Origin of the sequence: Ramlibacter aurantiacus, from assembly GCF_016722895.1 — a bacterium.
Lineage (GTDB): Bacteria > Pseudomonadota > Gammaproteobacteria > Burkholderiales > Burkholderiaceae_C > Ramlibacter > Ramlibacter aurantiacus.
Genome location: NZ_JAEQNA010000004.1, coordinates 164,695 through 183,527, shown reverse-complemented (window position 1 = coordinate 183,527; position 18,833 = coordinate 164,695). Strand labels below are relative to the sequence as shown.

Genomic DNA, 18,833 nt, shown 5'->3' with positions numbered 1-18,833 from the left:
CATGTCGATCTACATCAACAAAGACACCAAGGTCATCACCCAGGGCATCACGGGCAAGACCGGCCAGTTCCACACCCAGAAGTGCCAGGAATATGCCAACGGCAAGAACTGCTTCGTGGCGGGCGTGAACCCGAAGAAGGCCGGCGAGAAGATCTTCGACATCCCGATCTTCGGCACCGTCAAGGAAGCGGCGGCGCAGACCGGCGCCACCGTCTCGGTGATCTACGTGCCGCCGGCGGGTGCGGCCGCCGCCATCTGGGAAGCGGTGGAGGCCGACCTCGACCTGGCCATTTGCATCACCGAAGGCATCCCGGTGCGCGACATGCTCGAGGTGCGCAACCGCATGAAGGCCAAGGAGGCCGCCGGCGGCAAGAAGACGCTGCTGCTGGGCCCGAACTGCCCCGGCCTGATCACGCCCGACGAGATCAAGATCGGCATCATGCCCGGCCACATCCATCGCAAGGGCCGCATCGGCGTGGTTTCTCGCTCGGGCACGCTGACCTACGAAGCGGTGGCGCAGCTCACTGAAATCGGCCTGGGCCAGTCCAGCGCCGTGGGAATCGGCGGTGATCCGATCAACGGCTTGAAGCACATCGACGTGATGCAGGCGTTCAACGACGATCCCGACACCGAGGCGGTGATCATGATCGGCGAGATCGGCGGCCCTGACGAAGCCGACGCCGCGCGCTGGTGCAAAAACCACATGAAAAAGCCCGTGGTCGGCTTCATCGCCGGCGTCACCGCGCCTCCGGGCAAGCGCATGGGCCACGCCGGAGCGTTGATCTCCGGCGGTGCCGACACCGCCGATGCCAAGCTCGCCGTGATGGAGGAGTGCGGCTTCAAGGTGACCCGCAATCCGTCCGAAATGGCCAAGCTGCTGAAGTCGCTCCTGTAACGAGATCGACAGGCCGCTGCCAAGCTGCCGGGGGGCCGGTCGTCACGTGGACGATCGGCCCTTCATCCATCCACTTCCCCAACCCAAGCAACAAGATGGAAGCCCTCGCCTCCCCTGCATTTTGGATCGCCGTTGGCCAGATCATCCTCATCGACATCCTGCTCGGCGGCGACAACGCCGTCGTCATCGCGCTCGCCTGCCGTGGCCTGCCGCCGGCGCAGCGCAAGATGGGCATCATTTATGGCACCGCCGGCGCCATCGTCCTGCGCGTCATCCTGATCGCCTTCGCCCTCGCCCTGTTGGCTGTTCCGTACCTGAAGCTGGTCGGTGCAGTCCTGCTGATATGGATTGGCGTGAAGCTGCTCGTGCCCCACGACGAGGATGAACACGCCAACATCAGCCCCAGCGACAAGCTCTGGGGCGCGGTGAAGACCGTGATCGTCGCCGACCTCGTGATGAGCGTGGACAACGTGCTGGCCATTGCCGGCGCCGCCGAAAGCGCAGGCAGCCACCAGCTCGGGCTGGTGATCTTCGGCTTGCTGGTCAGCATCCCGATCATCGTGGCCGGCAGCCAGATCGTCCTGAAGCTGATGGACCGATTCCCCATCATCATCACCTTGGGCGGCATGCTGCTCGGGTGGATCGCTGGACAGATGGCCTACACCGATCCGGCCGCGAAGCCGTTCCTGCCGGACCAGAAGGTCTGGGAATACGCCGCGGCGGCCGCGGGTGCCTTGTTGGTGCTCGCGATCGGCAAGGGCATCCAGTACTCGCGTCGCGGCGGCTCGGCAGCCGCCTGATCGCGGCGGCCCTGGCACCTCCGAACGGGTGCGTGCCCTCCGCCCGGGTAACCACCCGCCTCTTCGTGCCGACTGCCAGGCGCAAACTCATGGGGTAAATGGGGGCCGGAGCGCTTTCGGACGAAGGCTATGATCCGGCCGCGGCCCGGCGGTTGCCTGCGTGCAGGGGGCTCGTTTCTTCGGCATCGGGGCGTCTCGGATCCCGAGGTCTGACCCCTTCTATGCAATACCAATTCTGTTCCCGCAGCGATACCGGACTGGCGCGGCCCAATAACGAGGATGCCGTTGCCGTCGACGAGCAGGCCTGCCTGGCCGTGCTGGCCGATGGCATGGGCGGCTACAACGCTGGTGAAGTCGCCAGCGGGATGGCCACCACCTTCATCCGCGCCGAGCTGGGGCGCTGGTTGGCGGAAGCTGGCGAGCAGGCCAACCTGCGCGAAGTGCGCAGGGCCCTGGAGATCTGCGTCGAGAACGCCAACCGAGCCGTCTTCGAGGCCGCCAACGCGAGTTCGGCCTATGCCGGCATGGGCACCACCTTGGTCGTCGCGGTGTTCCAGGGCGATCGGCTGGTGCTCGGGCATATCGGTGATTCACGCTGCTATCGCCTGCGCGCGGGGCAGCTTGCCCAGTTGACGCGCGACCATTCCCTGCTTCAGGAGCAGCTCGACGCCGGGTTGATCACGCCGGACGAGGCCGCCATCTCCAGCCAACGCAACCTGGTCACCCGTGCGCTGGGCGTGGAGGACACCGTGATGCTGGAGATTGGCGAGCAACGCGTCGAACCCGGCGACTGCTACCTCCTGTGCTCGGACGGACTGAACGACATGCTCGACGACAGCGCGATCGGAGCCATCCTGGCGCTGCGTGCACCGTTGGAAGAACGCGCTGACCGCTTGATCGACGCAGCCAATGCCAACGGCGGGCGCGACAATGTCTCGGTCGTGTTGGCGTATGCGCAAGCTGGGAGCGGACGCCGCGGACTGATCGCACGCTTGCTGGGAAAATGAGCACCGCAAGCAGCCATACCAAGACCAGAAGGACAGGAGCCGGGTCATGCCGAAGATGATCATCTCGATCGACGGTGTCGTCATCAAGGAAGTTCAGCTGACCAAGGAGCGCACCACCCTCGGGCGCCGTCCCTACAACGACATCGTCATCGACAACCTCGCGGTCAGTGGCGAGCACGCGATCGTGCAGATGGTCGATGGTGCCGTGTTCGTGGAAGACCTCAACAGCACGAACGGCACCTACATCAACGGCAAGGCGGTCAAGCGCCAGATGCTGCAGCACAACGACACCGTCGAGGTCGGCAAATACAAGATCAAGTTCATCTCCGAAGCCGCTGCCGCGCAGCAGGAAAGGGCCGGTTCCGCGCAGTCGGTCGGCTCCGCTGAACCAGCTGGTGTCGAGGAGGCGCTCGGCGGCCCGGAAGGGCGGGCGCTGATCCGGGTCGTCTCGGGTTCCGCGGCGGGGCGTGAGGTGCCGCTGGTGAAGCTGGTCACCACCATCGGCAAGCCCGGCGTCGCGGTCGCGGCCATCACCCGACGGGCGCAGGGCTATGCGATCAGCCATGTGGATGGTGAAGCCAGGCCGCGGCTCAATGGCGACCCGATCGGCGCCGATCCGGTCGCCCTGAAGGATGGCGACGTGTTCGACCTTGCGGGCACCCAGATGCAGTTCGTCCGGGTTTGAACCCCGTGGCCCGGCGCTTGCCGCCCGGCTCTCCCAGGCTGCGGCACTGGCCGCGGTTCGCCGTGGCGCTGCTGCCCCTGTTGCTTGCCCTGCTCCACGCCAGCGGCACCTTCGAGTGGACACTGCTGCGCCAGCTGGATCACATCCTCTACGACACCCGCCTGCGGGCGACCATGCCGCGCACCACGGACGCCAGCGTGGTCATCGTCGATGTCGATGAGAAAAGCCTGGCCGAGGTCGGCCGATGGCCCTGGGGCAGGCATCACATGGCCCGCCTGACCGACGAATTGTTCGAGCGGCAGGGCGCCGCGGTCGTGGGCTTCGACATGATCTTCGCCGAGCCCGACGAGAGCTCGGGGCTGGGACGGCTGCGTGAGCTGGCACTCGGCGAACTGCGGGACGAGCCTCGATTCGCTCGCCGCCTGACCCAGCTGGAGAACGGCCTGGACTACGACGGCCTGTTCGCCCAGGCGCTGAGGGGCCGTCCCGCGGTGCTGGGCTACTACTTCACCGACGACTCGCAAGGTCGTGCCTCCGGCGTGCTGCCGCCGCCGGCGATGCCGGCCGCCAGCTTGCGGGGCCAGCCGATCGCCTTCACCAGCTGGAGTGGCTACGGCGCCAACATCGAACGGCTGGTCGCGGCCGCACCCATGGGCGGCTTCATCAATCCGGTGATCGATCCGGATGGCGTGGTGCGTGCCGTGCCGCTGCTCGCCGAGTACCAGGGGCAGTACTACGAGGCGCTGTCCCTGGCGGTGTTCCGGGTTCTCATGGGCCTGCCCGAGGTCGAACCCGTCGTGGCCGGCGGCGGCGGAGGTTCGCTGGAAGCGGTGCGGCTGCGGCTGGCCAGCCGCTTCATCGAGCTTCCGGTGGCCTTGGGCGTGAGCGCCCTGGTGCCCTTCCGGGGGCCGGGCGGGCCGCAGGGCGGCTCGTTTCGCTACGTCTCGGCGTCCGACCTGCTGCAGGGTCGCCTGGCGCCGCACAGCCTCGATGGCAAGGTGGTGCTGGTCGGCACCACGGCCCCAGGGCTGAAGGACCTGCGAGCCACGCCGGTGGGCGAGACGTTCCCGGGGGTGGAGACGCATGCCAACCTGGTGTCGGCCTTCCTCGACGGCCGAGCCCTGGTCGAGCCCGACTACGCCCTCGGCTACGACCTCCTGCAGCTGCTCGTCGGGGGCCTGCTGCTGGCCCTGCTGCTGCCCGTGCTGTCGGCGGCGCCAGCGGTGCTGGTGAGCGCCGCCGTGCTGGCAGCCGGCGCGGGGCTGAACTTCTGGCTGTATGCCAGTGCCGGCCTGGTGCTGCCGCTGGCGGCCTTCCTGGCCATGGCGCTGTCGGCTTTCGCGCTGAACATGAGCTACGGCTACTTCGTCGAAAGCCGCAGCAAGCGTGGCTTGGCGCAGTTGTTCGGTACCTACGTGCCACCGGAGCTGGTGCACGAGATGGTCAAGAGCCCTGAGAACTACAGCATGGCGGCCGAGAACCGCCAGCTCACCGTGATGTTCTGCGACATGCGCGGCTTCACCCGCCTGTCCGAGCAGATGGAACCGAAGCAGCTGCAGGCCCTGCTCAATGGCGTGTTCAACCGCCTCAGTGCCGTGATCCGCGGGCACCAGGGAACCATCGACAAGTACATGGGCGATTGCGTCATGGCCTTCTGGGGCGCCCCGGTCGAGATACCGGACCACGCCGCCCTGGCGGTGCGCTGTGCGCTGGCCATCGGCATCGCCGTGGACGATATCAACCGCGAGCACCAGGCCCAGGGCTTGCCGGTGATCCAGGTCGGCATCGGGCTGAACACCGGGATCATGTGCGTGGGCGACATGGGCTCGGACGTGCGCCGTGCCTACACCGTGATCGGCGACGAGGTCAACCTGGGCGCACGCCTGGAGGGCCTGTCCAAGCGCTATGGCGTGCCCATCGTCGCCAGCGACAACACCCGTCGACTGGCGCCCGGCTTCACCTGGCAGGAATTGGACAAGGTGCGCGTGCACGGCCGCGCAAGTGCCCTCACGATCCATCAGCCGCTCGCGCCCGGCAGCGAGGACGATCCCGAGGTGGTCGACGAGCTGCGCGCCTGGCAGGCGTTCCTGCGCTCCTGGCGCGCGCAAAACTGGGAATCGGGCGAGCTGCTGCTGCGGGGGCTGGCGCAGCGACACGGCGAGCGTCCCCTGTACCGCTTCTATGCGGCGCGCCTGGAAGCGCGGCGCCCGCATGGCTTCGATCCCGCCTGGGACGGCGCCACCCATTTCGACGGCAAGTGAGGAGGCCTCCATGAAGATCCGCGTGCTGGGTTGTTCGGGGGCGATCGCCGCCGAGTGCCGCACCACCTCGTTCCTGGTCGACGACGACCTGCTGGTGGACGCCGGCACCGGCGTGGGGGACCTCTCGCTGCAGGAGATGAGTCGCATCACCGACGTGCTGCTGACGCATGCCCACCTGGACCATGTGTGCGCCCTGCCCTTGATGGTCGATGCGGTCGGATCGCGGCTGCGGGCCCCGCTGCGGGTGCATGCCCTGGGAGCCACGATCGACGCGCTGCGTGCGCACATCTTCAACGGCGTCATCTGGCCGGACTTCAGCTGCCTGCCGCAGCGAGACCGGCCCTTCCTCAGTTTCCATGAGATCGACGTCGGCCAGGCGCTGGCCATCGGAACCCACCGCATCGAGGTGCTGCCCGCGGTGCACACCGTGCCCGCCGTCGGCTTCGCGGTGGCCGCGCCGGTGGGGCCCTGGTGGGTGTTCAGTGGCGATACCGGCCCCAACCCGCTCTTGTGGCAGCGTGTGAACCAGATCGACGTGGGCGCACTCGTGATCGAGACCGCCTTCAGCGAGCGCGAGAAGGACCTGGCCGAGCGCAGCTGCCACCTGTCGCCGCGCACCCTGGCCGGCGAACTGCGGGCGCTGTCGGACGAGCGGCCCTTCCCGATCTACATCACCCACACCAAGCCGGCCGAGACCGAGGCCATCCTGGCCGAGATCCGGGCCTTCCACCCGCCGCGCGACATCCGCTGGCTGCAGGCAGGCCAGGAGCTCGACCTGTGAACGGCGCGGCCACCTTGCCGGCCGAGGCCTTGTTCTTCCGCGACCTGCAGCTGGTGACCACCCGCATCCATGCCAGCGAGGACGTGGAGCAGCTGGTGCGCGACGTCAGCCCCGACATTTGCCGCGCCCTCGGTGCCGAGCGCATCACCCTGTACCTGGCCGATGCGGACGTCGGCGCCATCGTCGCCAAGGTCAACACCGGCCTGCAGACCGCCCGCGCCCTGCGCCTGCGGGTGGGGCCTCGAAGCATTGCCGGCTTCGTGGCCATGACCGGGCGAGCGCTGAACATCGCCGATGTGTACGACGCCGATGCGCTGCGCCAGATCCATCCCGAGCTGGCCTTCCTGCGGGAAGTCGACCGGCGCTCGGGCTACCGCACCCGCGAGATGATGGCCTTGCCCATCGTCGAGGCAGGCACTTCGTACGGCGTGCTCCAGGTCATGAACCAGCTGCAGGGGCGGCCGTTCTCCGCCCTCGAATTCGACGCGGCGGCCGAGCTCGCCGGCACCCTGGCCACGGCCCTGAGGCGACGGCTGCAGGAGGCCCTTCATCCAAGGGCCATGGCCACGCGCTACGACGGGCTGGTCGCCGACGGCGTGGTCGCTGCCGACGAACTGCACCGCTGCACGCAGCTGGCGCGGCAGCAGCGGCAGGAGGTCGAGCAGGTGCTGCAGTCCGAATGCCAGGTCCGCCCGGCGCAGATCGGCGCCTCGCTGGCACGCCACTTCGGCGTTCCCTACGAACCCTACCGGCGCGCCCGCATCCGCTCCTCGCTGTTGCAGGGGCTGCTGCGGCGTGAGTTCGTGCAGTCGCACGGCTGGATGCCGCTGGAGGAGTCGCCCGAGGGGCTGGTGATCCTGTGCCTGGACCCGGAGGCGGTGCGCCGCTCGCGCGTCGTGCCCCAGGTCTTCCCGCGCGCCGGGCGCCTGGCCTGGCGCGTCACCACGCAGCTCGAATTCGAGCAGACGCTGGCCCAGTTGTACGGCACCGAGCCAGGGGCCTTGGACGGCATGCTGTCCGATGCCGCCTCCCCGCTGGAGGACGAGGCCGACACGCTGCTCGAATCCGCCGCGGCCGACAACGAGCTGGTCAAGTTCGTCAACAAGTGCATCGTCGAGGCCCACCAGCAGGGCGCTTCGGACATCCACATCGAGCCCCAGCCCGGCCGGGGCCGCACCGCCATCCGCTTTCGCATCGACGGCGTGCTGCAGCCGTACACCGAGGTGCCTGCGCCGTTCAGGCGCGCGCTGGTCACGCGGCTGAAGATCATGTGCGACCTGGACATCTCCGAGCGCCGCCGGCCGCAGGACGGCAAGATCGTCTTTCGCCGGTTCGGGCCGCTGGACATCGAGTTGCGCGTCGCCACCATCCCCAGCGCCGGCGGGGTCGAAGACGTGGTGATCCGCCTGCTGTCCTCGGGCGAGCCCATGCCCATGGACGCACTGGAACTCAGCGCCGACAACCAGCGGCGCCTGCTGTCGGTCATCACCCATCCGCATGGCCTGTTCTATGTGTGCGGCCCCACCGGCTCGGGCAAGACCACCACCTTGCATGCCGTCCTGTCGCACCTGAATACGAGCGAGGTCAAGATCTGGACCGCCGAGGACCCGGTGGAAATCACCCAGAAGGGCCTGCGCCAGGTGCAGGTGAACAAGAAGGCCGGTTTGGACTTTGCCGGCCTGATGCGCGCCTTCCTGCGCGCCGACCCGGACATCATCATGATCGGCGAATCGCGCGACCGCGAAACCGTGTCCATGAGCGTGGAGGCCTCGCTCACCGGGCACCTGGTGTTCTCGACGCTGCACACCAACTCCGCGCCCGAATCCATCACCCGGCTGCTGGACATGGGCATGGACCCGTTCAACTTCGCCGACGCCCTGCTGGGCGTCCTGGCGCAGCGCCTGGCGCGGCGTTTGTGCGCGTGCAAGCAGCCGTTCGAGGCGGACAAGGCGGCGGTGGATGCACTGGTCGGCGAGTACAGCGAGGAGCTGCGCGGGACGGCGGCCTGGCGCGCCGATGGCGGATCGGCCGACCGGCTGCGCCAGCAGTGGATGGCCCGGTTCGGGCATGAAGGGCGGCTGCAGTTCTATCGCCCGCTGGGCTGCGAAGCCTGCCGCGGAAGCGGCTACCGCGGTCGCCTGGGCTTGCACGAGTTGCTGCTGGTCGACGCGCGATTGCGGGCGCTGATCCAGCGGCGCGCGCCGGTCAGCGAACTGCTTCCCGCGGCGCTGGAGGGCGGCATGCGAACACTGAAGATGGATGGCATCGGGAAAGTGCTCGCGGGGCAAACGGACATGGCGCAGGTGCGGGCGGTGTGTCTGCGTTAGCCGTGGTCACGTCTGACAAATTTGTCCCACGGGTGCGCCGGTCTGACGGAATTGTTGAGCCAGGCCCGTGGAAAGCGGTTGTAAACGCTTGTTTACGGACGTATCCGGGCTGGCACAGCCATTGCATACATCGGTTCCGCTCCACCAACTCACTTCCGGAGATATTCATGAAGCGTCAAATGCAAAAGGGTTTCACCCTGATCGAACTGATGATCGTCGTCGCGATCATCGGCATCCTGGCCGCCGTGGCACTGCCGGCATACCAGGACTACACCAAGCGGGCGAAGATGTCCGAAGTGGTCCTGGCAGCTTCGGCCTGCCGCACCACCATCACCGAGGCGTACCAATCGGCATCGTCGACCAGCGTCAGCGCCGGCGGCTGGGGCTGCGAGAGCTCGGTCCAGACCAGCAAGTACATCAAGCAGATCTCGACCAGCGAGAACGGCCAGATCCGCGTCCAGATCAACCCCGGCATCGACACCGCGCTGGACGACAAGTACGTCTACCTGGCACCGCAGACCAACACCGGCGGCGCGCTGACCAAGGCAGCAATCCCCGCTCAGGTGGGTCAGTGGAGCTGCGGCGTGGGGTCTACTGCCGACCTGTCGACGGTTGGCAAGTTCCTCCCCGGCTCGTGCAAGGCAACCGTGACGCCGGACGGCACGTTCTCCCCGACCTAATCGATTTATCGATCTGAAAGGGGCGTGCGCTGCATGCCCCTTTTTTCTTTGTGCGCCCAGCGTGGGCGCACTCCTGCATCGATCCAACCTTCAGCGATCACAGCCACGGCTTCCGCGCGGGCCGGCGGGCACAGGACGCGGTGCGGCAAGCCCGCGCCTGCGTGCAGTCGGGCCGCCGGGCGCAACAGCGCCGGAGAGATCGACCGCGTGCTGACCATCGCCCACTTCGACCGACTCGGCCTGCCTCGTCTCTCATGACCTCAAGCGCTCGAACCGCCCGGTGCGGACCCGCACGCCGGGTGGTGTGGGAGGGGCGGCCGCTACGATAGCGGCCCTCCTATCCCGATTCCAGCATGCAGATACTCCAGGCACCGAATGCCGACGCCGCGCGCAGCGCCCTTGGCGCCGGTGTCGCCTGCCCTGATCCGCTCGACGCAAGTGGGGAGCTCGAGCTGACGATCCTCATGCCCTGCCTGAACGAGGCCAACACGGTCGGCCGCTGCGTTCAGATGGCGCGGGCCTTCCTCGCCGCCAGTGACATCACTGGCGAAGTGCTGGTGGTCGACAACGGATCGAGCGACGGGTCGGCCGAACGGGCCACGGCCGCTGGCGCACGGGTGGTGAGGGCCGAGATCCGCGGCTACGGTGCCGCGCTGACCGAAGGTATCCGACAGGCCCAGGGTCGTTACGTGGTCATGGGCGACGCGGATGACAGCTACGATTTCGCATCCCTGGCGCCGTTCGTGGCGCAGCTGCGCCAGGGCGCGCAGCTCGTCATGGGCAACCGCTTCCGCGGCGGCATCGCTCCCGGCGCCATGCCCCTGACGCACCGCTACCTCGGCAACCCCGTGTTGAGCTTCCTGGGGCGGGTGTTTTTCCGCATCTCCATCGGTGACTTCCACTGTGGCCTGCGGGGATTCGATCGGCGAGCCATCCAGCAGCTGGCGCTGACGACCACCGGCATGGAGTTCGCCAGCGAGATGGTGGCCAAGGCTGCGCTCGCCCGCCTCCGCATCGCCGAAGTGCCGGCCAGCCTGCGGCCCGACGGGCGGGGCCGGCCGCCGCACCTGCGGACTTGGCGCGATGGGTGGAGGCACCTGCTGTTCATGCTGTTGTACAGCCCGAGGTGGCTGTTCCTGATCCCGGGTGCGCTCCTGTTGCTCTCTGGTGCGGCCGGGTTCGGCCTGGCGGCCACGGGCCCCTGGCACCTGGGACCCGTTAGTTTCGGCATCCATTCGCTGCTCTACATGGCAGCCGCGGTGATCCTGGGCCTCCAGTTCATCCAGCTGGCCTTCCTCACCAAGTGGGCGGGGGTGGTGACCGGCATCGTGCCCAGCCCGCCGTGGCTGGAGCGGGTCGCGCGGCGAGCGCGGGTCGAATTCGGCCTGGTCCTCGGCCTCGGGCTGGCGCTGGCCGGGCTGGTCTGGTCGGCGCGACTGGTTTCGGCATGGGGCGCCGGGGGATTCGGCGCCCTCGATCCCACCGAGGTCATGCGGCAAGCGATTCCGGCTGTCACCTTGATGGTCGTCGGCGTGCAGGCCATCGCCGGATCGCTGTTCGCCGGCGCCCTGCATTTCGCCTTCCGCTCGCTCGCGCGCAGGCCCGGCCATGAGTGAAGCGCCACCGCGCCGGGCCGGGCGCCTCGCGTCCGCGGAGCTGGCCATCGTGCTGGTGGCGGCGGCCTGTCTGTTCGTCTCCATCCCCTGGGCCGGTGGTGGCCTGGGTCTGAGCTCGGACACGCTCAACCACCACATCTACCTGGGCTGGGTGGCCGACGCGCCGCGCTTCGACCAGGATTTCCTGGCGGCGTCCTATCAGAGCTACCAGTACCCCTATTCGTACTGGCCGCTGTACCGGTTGTCCGCGGCGGGTGTCTCCGGCCTGACCGCCGGCATGGTCCTGGCCGTGCTGCAACTCCTGGTGGTCCCCCCCGTCTGGCTGATCGCCAGGGCCTGCATGCCGGGCGCCAGCGCCTTCGATGTCGCCATGCGCCTGCTGGCGACGGCCCTGGCGGTGATGAGCGGCGTGATCCTGCTCAGTCTCGGAACCACGGCCAATGACCTGGTCGCCGCTGTCCCCCTGGCCTGGGCCCTGGCGTTCGCGGTCGCGCCGTTCGACGCCGATCGCGCGAACTGGCTCACCCCTGCTCGTGCCCTGTGGGCATCCGGCGCACTCGCCGGCGTGGCCACGGCGCTGAAGTTGAGCAATGGTCCACTGGTGGTGCTGTTGCCGCTGCTCTGGGCGGCGTCGGCGACGACCACCAAAGCTCGTGTGCTCGCGATCCTTGCCGGCGGCGCCGCGGCCGCGGCCGCTTTCCTCGTGCTGTATGCGCCCTGGGGCCTTCAGCTCTGGCGCCTGTTCGGCAATCCGGTCTACCCGTCCTATGACGACCTGTTCGCCCCCCTGCGGGAGTGGCTGGAGTGGACGCCATGAACCGGTTCGTGCCCGAAACCTGGCTGGAATGGCTGCTGCGGCCCTTGGCCATGGCTTTCCCCGACGCCTGGGTCTATATCGAGGTCATGGCCCCTGACCTGCGCTTCGCGCTGCTGCTGGTGCTGATGGCCGTGGCCATCGGTGCGGGGCTGAAGACCGGGCGCCGCCTGCCGGCCGTGCTCGTCGCCCTGCTGGCCTTCCTCTGGCTGGCCTTCGTCCCCTGGCTGGCCACCACCGGCAACGGCCGCTACTTCATTCCCGTCCTGCTGCTGGTGGGCGTGCTTTGCGTCGCGCTGATCCACGCCCTTCCTGCCAGCCGCTCGTTCCGCCTGACGCTGGCGGCCGGCGCCGTGCTGCTGCAGGGCGTGGCTTTGCTGCAGAACCCGCCGTGGCAGCCGGGTAGCAGCTGGTCGTTCATCGACTGGGGCCAGGGACCGTACCTGCAGGTCGAGCTGGACGAGCAGGCCCGGCGGGAGCCAGCGACCTACGTCGGCGTGTCGATGATCTCTTACTCGCTGGTGGCGCCGCAGTTCCCCGCATCGGCACGATGGATCAACCTCAGTACGCTGCAAGGAGTGGGTGAGCACGCCGCCGACGTGAAGCGTGCCCGGGCCTTCCTGGCGGCGTCGACAGCCTTGCGCGTGATCGTGCCGGCGCTCGCCGCAGGGGCAGGGCCTGGCGGCCAACCCAGCGCAGAGACCTTGACGGTCATCGACCAATTCCTGCAGCAGTGGCACCTGGGCGTCGCAGACGCGTCCGCGTGCCGCACGCTCAAGGCGCGCACCGGCGATGCGGCGATGAATTCCGGGTTCTGGATCTGTCCCCTGGCACCAGTTGACGCCAAAGAGCGAGTGCCGCTCGAGGTGCCGCCGCGGTCGCTGGCCGCCTTCGAGCGGCTCGAGGCGCTTTGCCCGCGCCAGTTTCCGCCTGGCCTGTCCACCGTCGTCCCGACAGGTGACGGGTTCATGCGGCACTACCAGGGTGCGGACATGAAGGTGTACGTCACCTCGGACCGGTCGGTCTTCTACAAGCATCACCGCGCGTTGTCGGCCGAGCGGATCGGCGATGTGGACAAGGTGCTCGGCGCAGGCTTCTCGCTGGATTGCCAGCGCCTGCGCGCGGGGGCGGCCCTGCCCTGGGCCAGGAAACTCTGACCGCCTACTTCGACAGGAGCGAGACGAGCTGTGCGTGCAGCCGGCTTCGCAGGCGAACCATCGGCCGTGCCACGTGATGGGCGGCCCAGTGTCGCGCCAGCCGCTGCCAACGCGCCAGCTGGTAGTGCAGCCGCGTGCGCCATGCGGCGTCCTGGCGGTGTGGCGCGGTGAAGCGGCCGACGTCCTGCATCAGGATTCCGAACGGAAGGGTGAGCGGGTCCGGACATTGGCGCTGCACCTGCGCCAGCAGGCTGGGGCGCACGTGGCCTGCGGCCACGGCCGTGGCGACGTCGGCTGCGCTGATCGCGCCATCGGCGATTGCGTCCAGTAGTGCCTGGCACCAGAGGCACGCGAGCGGGTGGAACGCATTCAGCCACGGCTGCCGGTCCATCTCGGTGAAGTGGATCAGGCGCGTGCGGCCGGCTTCGTGGTGTTCGAGGCTGTTCCACTCCCGGGGCAGCGCGGCAGCGTGTCGATCGACCGTGGACATCCGGAACATCAGGTCCTCGTAGGACACCGAGCCCGCGTCGAGCGATTGCACGATCTCGTTCAAGTCCCAGGGCAGGGCCTGGCAGTCGATCAGCATCACGCTGAACTGCGGGGGCCGGTGGTCGCCCGCGCGCGAGGCGGCCGACAGCATCTGCCGGCCTTGCATCGGGTACAGCCACAGCTCGCGCAAGTCGGACAGCACCAGCATGTCCGAGTCCAGGTAGACGGCGCGGCCCTGATAGCCACACAGGCGCGGAATGTGGAAGCGCTGGAAGGAGAACGGCGTGCGCCCACGGTTGGCGGGGGCGGCCGGCACCGGCACGTCCAGCCCTGCGGCGCTGATGCTGGCATCGAGCCGTTCAACGCGTACGCTGATGCTGCTGCGGCGCCGGATCGAATGCGCCAGCACCTGGAAAGCCAGGTCCTGCTCGGGCTCCGCGCCCACGAACACCCGGGCCGGCACCTGGGCGTCGAGCGGGCCGAAGGTCACGGGGTATCGGCTAAGTGTCTCGGCCATTTCATCGAACTGCGTATCGAAGCGCTGCTGGCCGGTCTGCAGCTTGGTCCTGCCTTCCAGGTCGCTGAAGGACGAACCGTAGGCCGAGCCGCCATCGACTCCCAGGGTGCGGATCTCCGAGGCGCCCGCTGCGACCAGCAGTCGCATCGCGACGGCCGCACTGAAGGTGCGCCCCTCGATATCGGGCAGCCCAGGGTTGCGCAGGCGAGCGGGCGCGCTGCACAGGTTGTACGAGAGCAGGCGCCCGGCGGAGGCGTAGCGGGCAAGCACGGGGTGCGAGATCGCCAGCTCGGCAAGTGTCTGTCTCCCCGGCCCGAAAAGGGCCTGGTCGCTGCGGCCGATGCGTTGCCTGCGCACATGCGGCACCCAGGGCATGCACAGGAAGCGCACGCCCTGCAGCTCGTGCGGCTCCAGGTGCGAGAACACCTCCAGGTCGATGGCGTGGCCGACGTCGACCGACAGGCCGCGCATGGCATGGTTCAGCACGAAGGTGTGGTGCGAGCGACCGATCTCGGGGTCGAACGCCGCGAAGGATGGTCCCTTGCCGAGGATCAGCCAGGACGCGTTCGGGCCCGGCGGCCCGGCGAAGTGGTCGAGCCGAAACGGAGCGATGGGTGGGCTGGTCATCGGATCCATGGGCTTGTCCACCAGGCGGCAGTGATCAGGAGGCCGCTTGCGGCCAGCAGAAGAAGCGCGGATTCGAGCAGGTCGGCGGGCGCCCTCAGCTGCTGGCGCCAGGCAAGCCACATGAAGCCGGCCCACGCACAGACGGTTCCGATTGCCAGGCCTGCCGCGACCCCGGCAGGGCCGAAGGAGTCGACCAGCAGCCAGGACGTGGCGATGGTCAGCACCTGCCGCAGCGCCGACAGGCCGGCCAAGGCGGCAATGCGTTCACGCAGCACGTAGACCTGGTACTCGATCTGCAAGGCGGACGCAGCGATGAGGTCCACCCCCAGGATCGCGGCGCACCAGAAGATGCCGTTGCCGAACGACAGGCCCAGCAGGGGCAGCATGGCCGAAGCAACGGCGCACAGGCCCAGGGCCGCGAGCATCGTGAGCACCAGGCAGCTGCGGGCCCAGCGTCGATACCCGCGGGCGAACAAGGCCGGGTCGGTTCGCAAGGCTCGCCTGAAGCTCGGGCGCGCCCACTCCATCGCCTCGGGGATCAAGCCCGCGGCCGACCGGAAGGCCTGCTGCAGCAGCCTGAACTCGGCCAGCACCCCGGTGGTCGCTCCCACGCCCACGGCGATCACGGGAAAGGCATCCTTGATGAAGCCGGACACGGCCGTGAAGGACATCGGCCAGAAGTAGTGCCAATGCGTCGGTGTCGCGATCGCTCCGAGGCAATGCAGTGGCTGCCTGAGTTGCTGGCGCATGCGTCGGGCCAGCCGTGGTTGCCGGCGTGCCAGCAAGGCCAGGCGAACGGCCAGGCTGGCTACGGAAATCGCCGCCAGGCCCGCGGCGAGTCCGGTCAGCGGATCGCGGGCCAGGGTGCGTGAGGCCACCCAGGTCCACAGGCTGCACAAAAGCAGGTAGCCGAGCTCGACGGCGAGCTGATCCCTGTGCCGGCCATGGATCAACAGGACTCGCGCGGCCCACGCGTTTGCCAGTGGTGCAAGCCCCGCGTGCACCATGAGCGACAGCTGGAAGGGCCATGGTCCGTTGCCTGCGGCTTCATATCGGGACAGTGCGACGCCCACTGCGAGAACGATCAGCAGCCCGACCAGCAGCTTCACCACCAACAGGCCGGTGAAAAGCCGCGCGTCGGAGGCGGTCGACTGCCCCGAGCCAAAGCGCAGCGCCAGCTGGTCGGCGCCGGTCAGCAGCAACGGCGCGCTGGCGTAGGCCGCGAAGTGGAAGATCAGCGCTCCGGCGGATGCAGAACCCCAGGCCAGCGCGAGCACGCTGGTGTAGAGAACACCGGCCAGAAGCAGGATGCCGTTGGCGGCAATGGCTTTCCCCAGGACGGAACGCCAGCCCGGCGACGGCGCGGGCGCGGCATCGGCGGCCAGGCTCAGCGGCTTGTCGAGTTGGGAATGGCCCGACGTTCGCATGTGGCCACGTAATAGCTGTCCGGGTACCGCTGCCCATCACGCCGCGTCTGCACGATTTTCGATTCGGACTTGATGTCGAACCGGGCCGCGAGCAGCTCGCGGATCTCTTCCGCGGTGAACTCCCGCACGTGGTACGGCGAGACCAGGTCCGGGCGGATGAACAGCGGCGTGCCGAGCACCAGGGTCGCACCAGGGGCCATCACTTCCTGCGCCAGGCAGAGCAGTTCGTCCGGCTGCGGCAGGTGTTCGATCACGTCCATGCTCCACACCAGGTCGAAGCGTTCGGACGTGCTCGCGAAATGTTGTCGGGCCTCGTCGATGCGCAAGTGGTGCACCTGGCAGTTGTGGATGCCCCGGCGCTCGAACTGCTTCCTGGCCTGGCGGATGGCCTCGCCTTCGGCATCGATACCGACGCCCTTGGCAAAGCAGCCGGCCAGGGTGCCCAGGTAGGCGCCATCCCCACAGCCGATGTCGAACACCGACAGGCGAGGTGCCATATGCTTGGCCACTTCGTCCATCAGCTCGCGGTACTCGGGGTTCACTTCCAGTTCTCGCCAGTGGTAGGCCCCGGCCTTGCGGTATTTGTCGAATCCGACAAAGTTCTGGGCCAGGGGGGTGCGACGTGTGAGCGCGCGAAGCAGTCGAGGGATCATGGCGGCAACGATCGATGGGACAGCAGGCATCGCCCACCTTGTCGGGCACACGAACAGCGAGGCTTCGTCTGCATGGAGCAAGGTACCGGTGTGCGGCGGCACAGGATATCAGAGCAATTGCGACGGCCGGGCGCCCTTTCCTGTGCCTGCAAGGCCAGGCCTGTGATGGCGAGTGCCGTTCCGGACATGGGTCGCAAGTTCGTCGACGATTCGCAAGCGGGCGCCTCGTTGCTCGCAGCGGTCATCTGCTACGAGCCCGATCTCGGCCAGCTCACTGCGGGTCTGTCGGCTTTGCGGGTCGAGGGCCTGGACGTACTGGTGATCGACAACGGCAGCCAGGCGCAGGAGCGAATCCGCAAGATAGCTGAGTCTCTGAAATGCCGATGGGTGGCCAACTCCGACAACCGCGGCATCGCCACCGCAATCAACCAGGCGCTCGCCGTGGCAACCGATCTGGAGGTGCCTTGGCTTTGGACCTTCGACCAGGACACCGAGATTCTTCAGGGCGCCGCGCGTGCCATGCGGCTGGTCTTGAGCGATCCAAAAGTCGTTGGCCGCGCAGCGCTGGTCGGCATGCGCTTCATCGACCGCCAGACCGGCGCCGATTATGGCCAGCCGTCCTCGTCGCATGACGAGAGCGTGCATGAGGTGGATTCCGTCATCACGACCGGCTGCGCCACTCGCGTGGCGGCGGTGGTCGGGGTCGGCGGCGCGGACGAGCGGCTGTTCATCGACGGCGTCGACCACGACCTCGCAATCCGCTGTCGACTCGCGGGATGGCGCATCCTTCGTGCTCCGGGCAGCGTCGCCCGTCATTCGCTAGGACACCTGCGAAGGCATCGCTTGCTGGGGATCACGCTCCACAGCACCAACCACTCCGCGCTGCGACGGTACTTTATGGCGCGCAACACCCTGCGGATCGTCGCGGCCCACGGGTTGCGCGAGCCGCGCTTGTGCCTGCGCCTGGTTGCCGTGCTGGCGGCGACGGTGGTGACCGTGGCGCTGTTCGAAGCCTGCAAGGGGCGCAAGCTGCGCGCGCTGTTCGAAGGCGTGCGATCCTTTTGCCTGAACGAGTACGGTCCGGCGCCGTCGCGAGTTGTCAGCAGGCTGGCTGGCGCGGCTCAGGCCGCCAACCCAGCCGATGGAGCATGAGCAGGCCGCGGAACATCAGCTCCTGCCCTGCGCTCTGGCGCCAGCGCTGCAAGCTGAATACCAATCGCCAGCGGAAATGCGCCCGGCCCTCCTGAAAATAGAAATAGCGCTCGATGAGTTGCCGTTGGGACGGGGCGAGTTGGGGTCCATAGCACCGCCAGAGCGCATGGACCTGACCGAGCAGCATGCCGACCCAATCGTTGCGAATCAGGAAGCGAACGATCTGCACATGCCGGCCCCACCAGCCAGCGCCGCGGCCAATGGTGTTGCGGCCATGCTGGCGATACAGGATGGTCGGCTCATCGTCGACGAGGACGCGGCCCACGGTGCTGATGGCCAGGTACATCCACCAGTCATGGAACCGGACTTCCCGCGGAATTCCCCCCTTCTTAAGGAAGGCGAGTGCCGAGCGGTTCAGTGCGGCCGTGCAGCCGGTCACGATGTTTTCGGCGACGGCGCTCGCCATCGAGGGTCCCCGGGGCCATGGTGGACTTGTCCCTAGAACCGCCAACGACTCGTCGACCAGGCGCTGCGCCGTGCAGTACAGGGCCGGCGTGTCCCCGCACGTGCCCAGGTACTCCCCGGCCCGAGCGATCTTGCCCGGCAGCCACACGTCATCCTGGTCGCTGAACATCACGAGGTCGGCGTCGTCCGGAGCTTGGCACAGCAGGGTGAGGAAGCTCGCGCCGAACCCTATGTTGGCCCCGCGCTCGATGACGATGCGCGGATCGGCGAACGCTTCGATGGCGTCGACGGTGTCGTCACGGGAACCGTCGTCCCGCACCAGTAGCAGTCCGTTCGACGGCAACTGCGAGAGGATGGACGCCACTTGTTCCCTGATGAACCGGGCGCCGTTGTAGGTGGACATCAGGACGACGGTCTTCATCGCAATCGCAGCACGAAAACCGGAAGCTTAGCAGTGGACAAGCCGGCCGCGCCCTGGTT

General features: G+C 67.9%; 16 protein-coding genes. 12 read left to right on the top strand and 4 right to left on the bottom strand.

The window, feature by feature from the left end; translation table 11 throughout:
• Window position 1: 1 nt before the first annotated feature.
• The 11 genes from sucD to JI739_RS12710 all read left to right on the top strand — a co-directional run bounded on the left by sucD (window position 2) and on the right by JI739_RS12710 (window position 13,023).
• Complete coding sequence (gene sucD, locus JI739_RS12760; RefSeq protein ID WP_201684299.1) at window positions 2-895, top strand: succinate--CoA ligase subunit alpha; 894 nt, start codon at window positions 2-4, stop codon at window positions 893-895.
• 95 nt (window positions 896-990) lie between these two features.
• Window positions 991-1,695, top strand: coding sequence for a TerC family protein (locus JI739_RS12755; protein WP_201684298.1), 705 nt, complete (start codon window positions 991-993; stop codon window positions 1,693-1,695).
• 221 nt (window positions 1,696-1,916) lie between these two features.
• Window positions 1,917-2,702, top strand: coding sequence for a Stp1/IreP family PP2C-type Ser/Thr phosphatase (locus tag JI739_RS12750; protein ID WP_201684297.1), 786 nt, complete (start codon window positions 1,917-1,919; stop codon window positions 2,700-2,702).
• Between the two features lie 46 nt (window positions 2,703-2,748).
• Window positions 2,749-3,387 (top strand): FHA domain-containing protein, encoded by a 639-nt coding sequence (locus JI739_RS12745; RefSeq protein ID WP_201684296.1) that lies wholly within the window; start codon window positions 2,749-2,751, stop codon window positions 3,385-3,387.
• A 62-nt stretch (window positions 3,388-3,449) separates the two neighbouring features.
• Window positions 3,450-5,648, top strand: coding sequence for a CHASE2 domain-containing protein (locus JI739_RS12740; protein ID WP_354003724.1), 2,199 nt, complete (start codon window positions 3,450-3,452; stop codon window positions 5,646-5,648).
• Window positions 5,649-5,658: 10 nt separating this feature from the next.
• Window positions 5,659-6,429 (top strand): 3',5'-cyclic-nucleotide phosphodiesterase, encoded by a 771-nt coding sequence (locus tag JI739_RS12735; RefSeq protein WP_201684295.1) that lies wholly within the window; start codon window positions 5,659-5,661, stop codon window positions 6,427-6,429.
• A complete protein-coding gene (locus JI739_RS12730) occupies window positions 6,426-8,756 on the top strand; it encodes a GspE/PulE family protein (RefSeq protein WP_201684294.1) in 2,331 nt (776 codons plus the stop codon). Before JI739_RS12735 ends, JI739_RS12730 begins: the two co-directional genes overlap by 4 nt.
• Before the next feature lie 167 nt (window positions 8,757-8,923).
• Window positions 8,924-9,436: a pilin gene (locus tag JI739_RS12725; protein WP_201684293.1), complete on the top strand. Its 513-nt coding sequence runs from the start codon at window positions 8,924-8,926 to the stop codon at window positions 9,434-9,436.
• A gap of 353 nt (window positions 9,437-9,789) precedes the next feature.
• Window positions 9,790-11,052 carry a glycosyltransferase family 2 protein gene (locus JI739_RS12720; protein ID WP_201684292.1) on the top strand — a complete coding sequence of 421 codons (1,263 nt, stop codon included), beginning with the start codon at window positions 9,790-9,792 and terminating at the stop codon, window positions 11,050-11,052.
• Window positions 11,045-11,869, top strand: coding sequence for a hypothetical protein (locus JI739_RS12715; RefSeq protein WP_201684291.1), 825 nt, complete (start codon window positions 11,045-11,047; stop codon window positions 11,867-11,869). The genes JI739_RS12720 and JI739_RS12715 overlap by 8 nt, the downstream gene beginning before the upstream one ends.
• Window positions 11,866-13,023 carry a hypothetical protein gene (locus JI739_RS12710; RefSeq protein WP_201684290.1) on the top strand — a complete coding sequence of 386 codons (1,158 nt, stop codon included), beginning with the start codon at window positions 11,866-11,868 and terminating at the stop codon, window positions 13,021-13,023. Before JI739_RS12715 ends, JI739_RS12710 begins: the two co-directional genes overlap by 4 nt.
• A 4-nt stretch (window positions 13,024-13,027) precedes the next feature.
• Here JI739_RS12710 and JI739_RS12705 read toward each other — a convergent pair whose 3' ends face one another.
• The 3 genes from JI739_RS12705 to JI739_RS12695 are packed head-to-tail and all read right to left on the bottom strand — an operon-like array spanning window position 13,028 to window position 16,736.
• Window positions 13,028-14,656: a glycosyltransferase family protein gene (locus JI739_RS12705; protein ID WP_236589534.1), complete on the bottom strand. Its 1,629-nt coding sequence runs from the start codon at window positions 14,654-14,656 to the stop codon at window positions 13,028-13,030.
• Window positions 14,653-16,083 carry a hypothetical protein gene (locus JI739_RS12700; protein ID WP_201684288.1) on the bottom strand — a complete coding sequence of 477 codons (1,431 nt, stop codon included), beginning with the start codon at window positions 16,081-16,083 and terminating at the stop codon, window positions 14,653-14,655. Before JI739_RS12700 ends, JI739_RS12705 begins: the two co-directional genes overlap by 4 nt.
• Window positions 16,044-16,736 (bottom strand): class I SAM-dependent methyltransferase, encoded by a 693-nt coding sequence (locus JI739_RS12695; protein WP_201684287.1) that lies wholly within the window; start codon window positions 16,734-16,736, stop codon window positions 16,044-16,046. The genes JI739_RS12700 and JI739_RS12695 overlap by 40 nt, the downstream gene beginning before the upstream one ends.
• A gap of 186 nt (window positions 16,737-16,922) precedes the next feature.
• Between JI739_RS12695 and JI739_RS12690 the strand changes: the two genes are divergently transcribed.
• The gene (locus JI739_RS12690; RefSeq protein ID WP_201684286.1) at window positions 16,923-17,888 is read left to right on the top strand and encodes a glycosyltransferase; all 966 of its coding nucleotides are present in this window, start codon (window positions 16,923-16,925) and stop codon (window positions 17,886-17,888) included.
• Here JI739_RS12690 and JI739_RS12685 read toward each other — a convergent pair.
• Entirely contained in the window at window positions 17,836-18,774 is a 939-nt protein-coding gene (locus JI739_RS12685) for a glycosyltransferase family 2 protein (protein ID WP_201684285.1), read from the bottom strand. The genes JI739_RS12690 and JI739_RS12685 overlap by 53 nt on opposite strands.
• Between the last annotated feature and the right edge of the window lie 59 nt (window positions 18,775-18,833).

What these genes read in the sequence shown, in the direction of transcription:
- JI739_RS12685 (WP_201684285.1), bottom strand. Translation starts at nt 18,774, where the DNA reads ATGAAGACCGTCGTCCTGATGTCCACCTACAACGGCGCCCGGTTCATC.
- JI739_RS12720 (WP_201684292.1), top strand. Translation starts at nt 9,790, where the DNA reads ATGCAGATACTCCAGGCACCGAATGCCGACGCCGCGCGCAGCGCCCTT.
- JI739_RS12750 (WP_201684297.1), top strand. Translation starts at nt 1,917, where the DNA reads ATGCAATACCAATTCTGTTCCCGCAGCGATACCGGACTGGCGCGGCCC.
- JI739_RS12705 (WP_236589534.1), bottom strand. Translation starts at nt 14,656, where the DNA reads ATGACCAGCCCACCCATCGCTCCGTTTCGGCTCGACCACTTCGCCGGG.
- JI739_RS12715 (WP_201684291.1), top strand. Translation starts at nt 11,045, where the DNA reads ATGAGTGAAGCGCCACCGCGCCGGGCCGGGCGCCTCGCGTCCGCGGAG.
- JI739_RS12755 (WP_201684298.1), top strand. Translation starts at nt 991, where the DNA reads ATGGAAGCCCTCGCCTCCCCTGCATTTTGGATCGCCGTTGGCCAGATC.
- JI739_RS12695 (WP_201684287.1), bottom strand. Translation starts at nt 16,736, where the DNA reads ATGATCCCTCGACTGCTTCGCGCGCTCACACGTCGCACCCCCCTGGCC.
- JI739_RS12700 (WP_201684288.1), bottom strand. Translation starts at nt 16,083, where the DNA reads ATGCGAACGTCGGGCCATTCCCAACTCGACAAGCCGCTGAGCCTGGCC.
- JI739_RS12725 (WP_201684293.1), top strand. Translation starts at nt 8,924, where the DNA reads ATGAAGCGTCAAATGCAAAAGGGTTTCACCCTGATCGAACTGATGATC.
- sucD (WP_201684299.1), top strand. Translation starts at nt 2, where the DNA reads ATGTCGATCTACATCAACAAAGACACCAAGGTCATCACCCAGGGCATC.
- JI739_RS12710 (WP_201684290.1), top strand. Translation starts at nt 11,866, where the DNA reads ATGAACCGGTTCGTGCCCGAAACCTGGCTGGAATGGCTGCTGCGGCCC.
- JI739_RS12690 (WP_201684286.1), top strand. Translation starts at nt 16,923, where the DNA reads ATGGGTCGCAAGTTCGTCGACGATTCGCAAGCGGGCGCCTCGTTGCTC.
- JI739_RS12735 (WP_201684295.1), top strand. Translation starts at nt 5,659, where the DNA reads ATGAAGATCCGCGTGCTGGGTTGTTCGGGGGCGATCGCCGCCGAGTGC.
- JI739_RS12745 (WP_201684296.1), top strand. Translation starts at nt 2,749, where the DNA reads ATGCCGAAGATGATCATCTCGATCGACGGTGTCGTCATCAAGGAAGTT.